The organism is Mycobacterium sp. (genome assembly GCF_032159775.1).
Taxonomy (GTDB): Bacteria; Actinomycetota; Actinomycetes; order Mycobacteriales; family Mycobacteriaceae; genus Mycobacterium.
The window spans coordinates 1-8,633 of record NZ_JAVHWK010000058.1; the positions used below are offsets into that span (position 1 = coordinate 1).

General features: G+C 66.5%; 8 protein-coding genes and 2 pseudogenes. 1 reads left to right on the forward strand and 9 read right to left on the reverse strand.

The genetic code is table 11. The annotated features are described in order from the left end of the window. The 8 genes from QOJ24_RS06275 to QOJ24_RS06310 all read right to left on the reverse strand — a co-directional run. The coding region (locus QOJ24_RS06275) for a crotonase/enoyl-CoA hydratase family protein (RefSeq protein ID WP_526260125.1) at positions 1-736 on the reverse strand (736 nt) is incomplete at its 3' end. Further along, positions 733-1,446 (reverse strand): PaaX family transcriptional regulator C-terminal domain-containing protein, encoded by a 714-nt coding sequence (locus QOJ24_RS06280; protein WP_526260126.1) that lies wholly within the window; start codon positions 1,444-1,446, stop codon positions 733-735. The genes QOJ24_RS06280 and QOJ24_RS06275, both read right to left, overlap by 4 nt. Before the next feature lie 21 nt (positions 1,447-1,467). Then, a complete protein-coding gene (locus QOJ24_RS06285) occupies positions 1,468-2,406 on the reverse strand; it encodes an enoyl-CoA hydratase/isomerase family protein (RefSeq protein ID WP_526260127.1) in 939 nt (312 codons plus the stop codon). Positions 2,407-2,533: 127 nt separating this feature from the next. Continuing rightward, positions 2,534-4,162 (reverse strand): acyl-CoA dehydrogenase family protein, encoded by a 1,629-nt coding sequence (locus QOJ24_RS06290; RefSeq protein ID WP_526260128.1) that lies wholly within the window; start codon positions 4,160-4,162, stop codon positions 2,534-2,536. A 78-nt stretch (positions 4,163-4,240) separates the two neighbouring features. Further along, entirely contained in the window at positions 4,241-4,759 is a 519-nt protein-coding gene (locus QOJ24_RS06295) for a hypothetical protein (RefSeq protein WP_526260129.1), read from the reverse strand. Between the two features lie 51 nt (positions 4,760-4,810). Continuing rightward, positions 4,811-5,563, reverse strand: a complete 753-nt coding sequence (locus tag QOJ24_RS06300; RefSeq protein WP_526260130.1) for an alpha/beta fold hydrolase — start codon at positions 5,561-5,563, stop codon at positions 4,811-4,813. A gap of 12 nt (positions 5,564-5,575) precedes the next feature. Next, positions 5,576-6,676: a phosphatase PAP2 family protein gene (locus QOJ24_RS06305; RefSeq protein WP_526260131.1), complete on the reverse strand. Its 1,101-nt coding sequence runs from the start codon at positions 6,674-6,676 to the stop codon at positions 5,576-5,578. Positions 6,677-6,774: 98 nt separating this feature from the next. Then, positions 6,775-7,527, reverse strand: a complete 753-nt coding sequence (locus QOJ24_RS06310; protein WP_526260132.1) for a deoxyribonuclease IV — start codon at positions 7,525-7,527, stop codon at positions 6,775-6,777. A gap of 59 nt (positions 7,528-7,586) precedes the next feature. On the opposite strand from QOJ24_RS06310, the pseudogene QOJ24_RS06315 reads away from it, so the two are divergent. Then, positions 7,587-7,814: pseudogene (locus tag QOJ24_RS06315) on the forward strand (maleylpyruvate isomerase N-terminal domain-containing protein); the annotation flags it as partial. 178 nt (positions 7,815-7,992) lie between these two features. On the opposite strand, the pseudogene QOJ24_RS06320 reads toward QOJ24_RS06315, so the two are convergent. Beyond that, positions 7,993-8,633 (reverse strand): annotated as a pseudogene (locus QOJ24_RS06320) (DNA-directed RNA polymerase subunit beta'); the annotation flags it as partial.

The window sequence follows — 8,633 nt, forward strand, 5'->3', positions numbered from 1 at the left end:
CGGCTCCCTTCGAAAACCGCTGCGCGCCTTCCAGAGATTCGGCCGCCACGCGCGACAGGCTGCCGAACTCGAAATCCATGGCGTCCGCTTCAGATACTCCCCACTGACGGAGCGCAGACGTCCGGTCCGCTCGCATGCACTGCTGTGGCAGGGAGGCCAGGTCGGCGGCGAGCTGCTCGGCCTTCTCCCGCGCCTGGCGCTTCGGCACGACGCGGTTGGCCAAACCCATCGCGAGGGCTTCGGCGGCATCGACGCCGCGACCGGTCAGGATCATGTCCATCGCGCGGCTGTGGCCGATGAGGCGCGGCAGCCGCACCGTACCGCCGTCGATCAGTGGGACGCCCCAGCGCCGGCAGAAGACCCCCATGATCGCGTCCTCCTCCACCACTCGAAGGTCGCACCACAACGCGAGCTCCAGCCCGCCGGCCACCGCGTAGCCGCTGACGGCGGCGATCACCGGCTTGGACAACACCATTCGAGTGGGTCCCATCGGGCCTGGCCCGGTCCGGTGCGCGGGGTTGACGTCCGGTGTGCCGAACGCCTTCAGATCAGCACCGGCGCAGAACGTTTCGTTGTCGCCCCAGAGCACCGCGACCGATGCCGAATCGTCGTTGTCGAACTCGTCGAAGGCGGCGAACAATTCAGCCGCGGCCGGGCCGTTGACGGCATTGCGGGCCTCGGGCCGGTTCATGATGACAGTGGTGACGGGGCCGTTGCGCTCGACTCGCACGCTCATCGAATCTCCATCAGTTCGTACTCGTTTCGTCTGGCCACCAGTTCGGTGGCGAATTGTGCGTATGAATGCCGCAGCGCGGCACCGGGCCAGCCGTCGGGCAACAACTCGTCCGGCAACACCGGGTCGGTCAGCAAATGACGCACCATCCCCGCGGCTGCAACAAAACGGCCGGGCACGTCGGTGGCCGCGGACATGTCGTCGAGGAGCCGACTGCCGACGCTCGCCCACGCCGGCAGGTCCCACAACTGGGCTGCCAGCTCGGCGGGACTGTCGTCGTAGCTGCGCAATGTCCGCCCGCGGGCCAGCACCTCGTCCGGCATCGAGATCTCGACGTTGTCTGGACGCAGCCAGACTCCTTCGCGCAACTCGGCGAACCTGTTCTGCTGCAACGTCGCCCGCAGCGAGGCACGGATACGAGCATCGATCCCGACGCTGGTGATCACCAACGTCGTCCATGAACCGTCCCAGGACGTCAACGACGGGTTGATAGCGTCGTCCTGACGTTTCTGCCGGGCGAGCAGCCGGTCTGACAACCGGTAGCCGTCCTCGGAGCGCACCAGGTCCCCCGCGCTGACCATCCGGGTGAGAGCGACCCGCAGCGTGGCTTCTTTGATGTCGAAATCCGCAGTGAGATGGACGAGTTCGGCTGCAGTCGCCCACGCTGGATGTGCACCGAGCAACACACTCAACACGACTGAGCGTGCCGTCATCCGGCTGAGCGTGGCCACCGGTCAGACCCCGGACGTCCTACGGCCCGCGTCGCCGAACGGTTCGTCGCGGCTCTTCACCGCGTCGCGGAACCCGTGATCACGGGCCTCGGCGACGAATGCGTGCCCTCCGGGAGTGTGCCGCGCGACGCCGTCGAAAACGGTGCTCACCATCCGGCTGGTGGCGACACCCTGCTGCAGCAGCGCGGTGTTGAGCGCAAGCTTCGCCATGATCAGCTGATTGACCGGCATTGCGGCGATGCGGCCGACGAGGCGTTCGGTCCGCTCGTCGAGGTCGGCTGGTTCCGGTGCCTCCACTGCGAGACCCCAGTCCGCCGCCTGTGCACCGCTGATGCAATCACCGGTGAACAGAAGGCGTTTCGCGCGCTGGTCGCCGAGCCGGTGGGCCCACAACCCTGCGGCGGGCACGCCCCACACCCGCATCGGCGGGTAACCGATCTTGGCGTCCGCCGCGGCGATCACCTGGTCTGCGTGCAACGCGATGTCGGTGCCACCGGCCACGCAGTAACCGTGGATCTTGACCACGGTGGGCTTGTCACAATGCATCAGGCTGGAGAAGCCGCGGACGAAGCGGCTCATCATCTGATAGTCGATCATCGGATCCCACGGCTGATCGGGCAGGTGGTTGATCGCCTGCGTCTTGCCGGACAGCACGGTGCCCGCGTACGGGTTGCCGCCGCCTGCCGACGACGATCCCTCGGCGTAGGCAGACAGGTCGAAGCCTGCGCAGAATCCCTCCCCTCGGCCCGACACCAGGATGACGTGGACAGCTGGGTCAAGGTCGGCCCGCTCGACGAGTGCAGAGAGCTCCAGCGGGGTGTCGGCGATGATCGCGTTGCCTTTTTCGGGACGGTTGAACGTGATTCGGGCCACCCGATCGGTGACCTCATAGGTCATCGTCTTCAGGTTGCCGAAATCGACCGGCCTGATCGCGTGGGTCATCCGGGGTCCCCTTCCCAGGGCGAGCTGGGCCCACACGCCAGTAGGGGAACGCAAAAGTCCCTCAAAAGAGTCGTTTCCGGGTACTTTTGCGTCTGCTCGGCGGAAAGGCGTTCGCCGAAAGAGGCCGTCATCCTTTGACCAGGACGCGCTCGAGGATCGGCGCGAGATCCAGCCCTGCCGGCATGGTTCCGTAGGCGCCGCCCCATTGGCCGTCCATTCGGGTGGCCAGGAACGCTTCGGCGACGGCGGGATGGCCGTGCCGCACCAGCAGCGAGCCCTGCAGCGCAATCGCGATGTCTTCGGTGACTTTGCGGGCTCGGTACTGGATGCTCTCGAGGTCATCGAATTGCGGCTTGAGCCCGTCGATGTGGGCGTCCAGCCGCGGATCCTGGCCCGCGCTCTTGGCGAGCTCGTCGAACAGCACTTCGATGCTCTCGGGCCGGGTTGCCATGGCCCGCAACGTGTCCAGCGCGCTGACGTTGCCGGAACCCTCCCAGATGCCCATCAGCGGGGCCTCGCGATACAGCCGCGGCATGCCGGACTCCTCGACGTAACCGTTGCCGCCGAGGCATTCCATCGCCTCGGCGGCGTGCCCGGTCGCGCGCTTGCACACCCAGTACTTGCTCGCCGCAAGCCCGATGCGGCGGAACAGCGCCTCGCGCTCGTCCCCACGCACGACGCGGTCGGTGGCGCCCGCCATCCGCATCGCAAGGACGGTCGCGGCTTCGGCCTCCACCGCAAGGTCGGCGAGCACGTTGCGCATCAGCGGTTGGTCAATCAGGTAGGCGCCGAATGCCTTTCGATGCTGCGCGTGCTGGATGGCACGCGTCAGACCGGTGCGCATGCTCGTCGCGCTGCCCAGCGTGCAGTCCAGCCGGGTGAGGTTGACCATCTCGATGATGGTCGGCACACCGCGGCCCTCCTCGCCGACCAGCCACGCGGTGGCACCGTCGTATTCCACCTCCGACGACGCGTTGGCATGGTTGCCGAGCTTCTCCTTGAGGCGCTGCATAAACATTCGGTTGCGGCTGCCGTCGGGCAAAATCCGGGGCAGGAAGAAACACGACAGACCGCCAGGGGCCTGTGCCAGCACCAGGAAGACGTCGCACATGGGCGCTGACGTGAACCACTTGTGCCCGGTCAGGCTGTAGCTGCCGTCGGCGTTGGGCGTGGCCTGGGTGGTGCCCGCACGGACGTCGGACCCGCCCTGTTTCTCGGTCATCGACATGCCCGCGGTGATGCCGACCTTGGCAGCAGGCACTTTCAGCTCGGGATCGTAGGAGCGGCTGGTCAACAGCGGCTCATAAAGGTCGGCGAGCTCTTTGTTGAAGCGCAGCGCCGGAACGACGGCGTAGGTCATCGAGATGGGACAGATGTGGCCGGGTTCGGCCGTCCACACCGACGTCTTGGCGGCGCGCACGACGTGGGCGCCGGGCCGGTCGTCGGCCCATGGCGCGGCGTGCAGGCCGTGGCCGATCGCGACCTTCATCAGCTCGTGGTAGGCGGGGTCGTACTCCACCTCGTCGACGCGATGGCCGTAGCGGTCGTGGGTGTGCAGGATCGGCTGGTTGCGGTCGGCCAGCTCACCCCAGCGCTGCGCCTGGACGCTGCCGGACAAGGCGCCGAGTTCGGCGACCTCGTCGAGTCCCCACTCGCCACCCTCGCGGATGAGCGCTTCGGTCAGTACCGGCGAGGACGCCGGGTTGAAGTCCTCCAGCGGTGGGACCTGGTTGGTCACGACGTGCGTATCTGCCATGCCGACGATATTACAGTTTCACGACAGCCGCACAAGATCCGTAACGATCTCGCGTTGAAGCTGCCTCGCGGCAGTTACCTACTTACACAGCTCGGCGAGCTTGTTCCTGCCGTCCTCACCAGCGGTCAGCCGGGCCGCCTGCTGTGGGTCGTCATTGGTCGCGCCCGCCAGCGCGTTGAGCCCGATGTCTTCGAGGTTGTTCCCGAACAACCGGGCGGCCTCGGCCAGATCCGGCGGCGTCTGGTCGTCGAGCCGACTCAACAGGTACTCGCCGCCGCCGATCAGCGACAGCCTGGCGTTGCTTGCCACCGCGGTCTGCGCGACGGGGTCCGGTCCGAGATCGGCGTGGGTCTGCAGCTGAACCGCCTTGCTCACCGTGTCGAAGGCCGCACACACCTTCTGCTTCGACTCCGCGGTTGGGGCGGCCGTGTCCTCTTTCTGCGGCCAAGCCAGCACCACGGCCCACGCCGCGACACCGCCGGCGGCCAACGCGATGATCAGCGACAGCACCGCTACCCAGCGGGCACTTCCCCCTGACGAGGTTGCCGGGGCCTTCGCATGGGACTGAGATTGCGGCGCTTCTTCGCTGTCGGTCATGCGGGAATGGTAGCGGCCGCTGTCGTCATCATCGCGGAGCTTGCAGGCATGTCAACGCGCGAGGCGCCCGGTCACCGCCGACAGCACCGGCTCGGCCGACGCGAAGAACGACCCGAGATGGTCCTGCCCGTCGATGATGTCGATGGTCGCACCCAGAGCCTCGACGTCGGCGCGGACATGCGGCACTATCCAGTCCTTGGAACCGACGTAATAGGTTGCAGGACAAGCGATTGAAGCGGGCTCGACAAACCGCGTAGGTCGTTTCGAACCATCGATGGCCGCCGCAACCGCGAGCGCGTCATTGGTCGTTTCCATCATCGTCTGGAAGTCGCGGTCGGTGATGCCGAACTTCTCCCAGAGGCCGGCCCAGTTTCCTTCCCGCAAGAAGCCGGCCAGCGGTGTCAGCATCCGGCCGGCCTCCTCCTCGTGCGCGTGCATCGCGTAGGCGCCGACGACGAGGCGGTCCACTCGGTCGGGGTAGCGGCTGGCCATATTGCACGCCAGCCAACCCCCGCGCGAATAACCCCAGACAGTGGCGCTGTCCATCCCCTCGGCGTCCAACACTGCGATGAGATCGGCTGTCACACCTGCGGCCTCGTAGGAATCGGCGTCGTGCGGCGTATCGCTGTTGCCGTGCCCGAGCGGGTCGATGTTGATGACACGCCAGTGCCGAGTCAGCGCCGCGGCGTATCCGTAGTCGATCCATTGGCGGGCGGCGCACAGAGTTCCGGCCACGAGGACCAACGGCGGCCCATCCCCGTCCACGATGTAATCGATCTTGAAACCGCGTGAGTCGACCTGCACGCAGGGATCACATCACGAAATTGCAGCCGCGCTCGGCGAAATCTCCGCCTCTTCCTGCGGCTGTGTTGCCCGACGCGACGTGAACCACTCCATCGCGAACATCACGACCGCGGCCAGCGCCCAACCCAGAAGAATGTCGATCACGAAATGTTCGGCCGTGTAGACCAACGTGAAGGCCATGACGATCACGTAAGCGGCCAGCACTGGCCGCCAGCCGCGACTCACGCGGTTCCAGAGGAACACCGAGATCGCGAGGGTCATGCCCGCGTGCAGAGAAGGTACTGCGGCCACCAGATTGACGCTGGCCTGGCCTTGGTCCAGCAAGGCGCTGGCGGTGTGCAGATTCAACTTGCCCCACCCGCGCCCGACAATCCGCTCGATCCAGCCGTTGGCGCCGTCCTGCGTGGTTTGCATCGCGCCGAGCAGGCCGCCGTCGGGAACGCCTCGCGGCGAACGGAACATGCAGCCCGGACCGGACGGCCCGCCCTCGACATCGGCGGCGGTGCAACGGGCGGCGGCCCAGGGCGGCGCTGCGGGCAGAAGTGCGTAGATGACCAGGGCCGCGAAGGACAGCACGACGAACAGCTTGACGAACGCCTTCCACTCATCGCGGTCGCGCAGCCACAACACCCCTGCCACGACATACGGGAGCACGAAGAACGACATGTAGACGGTGCTGAGGACGACTTCCCACCACGGCGGATTCGGCAGCTTGATGTGTTCCTGCAACCAGACCGTCGGCATCGTCCCGAAGAACAGCCAGCGGTCCGCGTTGACCTGCCAGTGCCACATCGTGGGCCGTCCGATGAAATCGGCGGCTCCCCTTGTCAGGTCGTAGGCGACCAGCACCAGCGCGAACGGCAGCCAGTCCCGGATGACGTAGAGCATGCGGCGGCCCTGCCCGATGCTGGCCGCAGCCAGGCCGGTGCAGATATAGAGAAGCACAAGTTCGCGGTTGAACGCGAAGCCGTCTGTCGCGGTCCGGTAGATCACGACCCCGGCCCAGACGGCGATGGCAACCCAGCGGACGATCCTCAACCATCGCCCGCGGGTCGCGACAGGGTGGTCCTCGACGCGCGTCGCAACAATTGGCGCATCGTCAATTGCGGACACATCAGCCTCTCGCCCTCGGACAACCGTGTTACCCGGCGATTAGCCTAGTTAACCGCAGCGCCATCTGTCGTTTTGATGGCGTTCGGTTATCAAACCGTCTAGCTGATGTGTTCGCGCAGGAAGGCGATGTCGTCCTTGCGGCCCTCGTCGGAGGTCTCGCAGATAACAGGCGCACCGGCGGCGGTGACGACGGCGACCAGCAGGTCAGGGTCGATCTGGCCGGTGCCGAAGTTGGCGTGCCTGTCGGCGCCTGAGCCCGCCGCATCTCTGGAGTCGTTGCAGTGCACCAGGTCGATGCGGCCGGTGAGCGCCTTGATGCGGTCGACGGCGTCGATCAGCGCCTCGCCCGCCGCCCAGGCGTGGCAGGTGTCCAGACAGAACCCGATGCCGGTGTCACCGATGTGGTCCCACAGCCGCCCGATGGTGTCGAAGTGGCGGGCCATCGCGTGGTCTCCGCCTGCCGTGTTCTCTAGGTAGACCGGGACGTCTGTTTCCAGGTATTTGATCGCCTTGACCCACCGTTCGAAGCCGGCATCCATGTCGTTGTCGTCGGCGTGACCGCCGTGCACGATCACCGCGGTGGCGTTGATTTCGGCTGCCGCGTCGCAGGTGTCCTGCAGGATCTTGCGCGACGGGATGCGCACGCGGTTGTTCGCCGATGCCACGTTGATCAGATACGGCGCGTGCACGTAGAGCGGCATGCTGGCCGCCTTCAGCGTCTCGGCGTCGTCGCGCGGCTTGGGCTTCTTCCAGCTCTGCGGGTTGCCGAGGAAGAACTGCACCACGTCGGCGCCGTCGGCCTCCGCTGCTGCGATGGGGTCGTCTTGATGGACGTGCGAACCAATGAGCACGCGGCCAGTCTAGTGATGCGCCCGGACACTTCGGTCGATGAGTTCCGTGGCGCCAGGCGTTGATCGAGAACCTGGAAGATCTCGACGATGCGCAGTGGATTCGGCCCTCGTTATGTGACGGGTGGACGGTGCACGACGTCGCTGCCCACCCTGGAGCGGCTGCGTCAGGTGGCGTCCCGAACGTCGACACCGCCCGCGCCTCTCGACATTCGGATCGTCGAAGAAGTCGTGCACGGCGAGGACATCCGCCGCGCGCTCGGCCCCGCGACGGACCTCGATCTGTCGATCGGGCAAGGTCCCGAGATCAGCGGGCCCGCACTGGCACTGCTGCCGGGGGTCACCGCCGACGCGTCGTACTCGACGAGCTCGTCGGCCCGGGACTGGCGATACTGGCCGAGGCGATCTGCCATCAGCGGCGTACGAAAAAGCCCCCGGGGTGAACCGGGGGCTTTCTCGTGACGTGACTTAGCGGTAGTCGCTGTAGCCGTAGTCGTCCAGCGGAACCGCGGCTCCGGTGGCCTGGCCGAAGTCGGGGCTGTAGTACTGATCCTCGTAGGACGGGATCGTGTACGCGGCGGCCCGCGCCTCCTCGGTCGGCTGCACCTGGATGTTGCGGTACCGGTTGATGCCGGTACCGGCCGGGATCAGCTTGCCGATGATCACGTTCTCCTTCAGACCCTGCAGCTTGTCGCTGCGGCAGTTGATCGCCGCATCGGTCAGCACGCGAGTGGTCTCCTGGAACGACGCCGCCGACAGCCACGAATCCGTGGCCAGCGATGCCTTCGTGATGCCCATCAGCACCGGGCGACCGGCCGCGGGCTCGTTGCCCTCGGCCACCACCCGACGGTTCTCCGACTCGAACTCGCCGCGCTCGGTCAGCGAGCCGGGCAGGAACTCCGTCGCGCCCGAATCGATGATCGTGACGCGCCGCAGCATCTGCCGGACGATCACCTCGATGTGCTTGTCGTGAATCGACACACCCTGAGCGCGGTAGACCTCCTGGACCTCCTTGACGAGGTGGATCTGCACCTCGCGGGGGCCCTGGACACGCAGCACTTCGTGCGGGTCCGCGGAGCCTTCCATCAGCTGCTGGCCGACCTCGACGT

Bases quoted from the DNA above. Each gene is read 5' to 3' on its own strand.
- QOJ24_RS06295 (WP_526260129.1), bottom strand. From the start codon at position 4,759: ATGACCGACAGCGAAGAAGCGCCGCAATCTCAGTCCCATGCGAAGGCC.
- QOJ24_RS06290 (WP_526260128.1), bottom strand. From the start codon at position 4,162: ATGGCAGATACGCACGTCGTGACCAACCAGGTCCCACCGCTGGAGGAC.
- QOJ24_RS06285 (WP_526260127.1), bottom strand. From the start codon at position 2,406: ATGACCCACGCGATCAGGCCGGTCGATTTCGGCAACCTGAAGACGATG.
- QOJ24_RS06280 (WP_526260126.1), bottom strand. From the start codon at position 1,446: ATGACGGCACGCTCAGTCGTGTTGAGTGTGTTGCTCGGTGCACATCCA.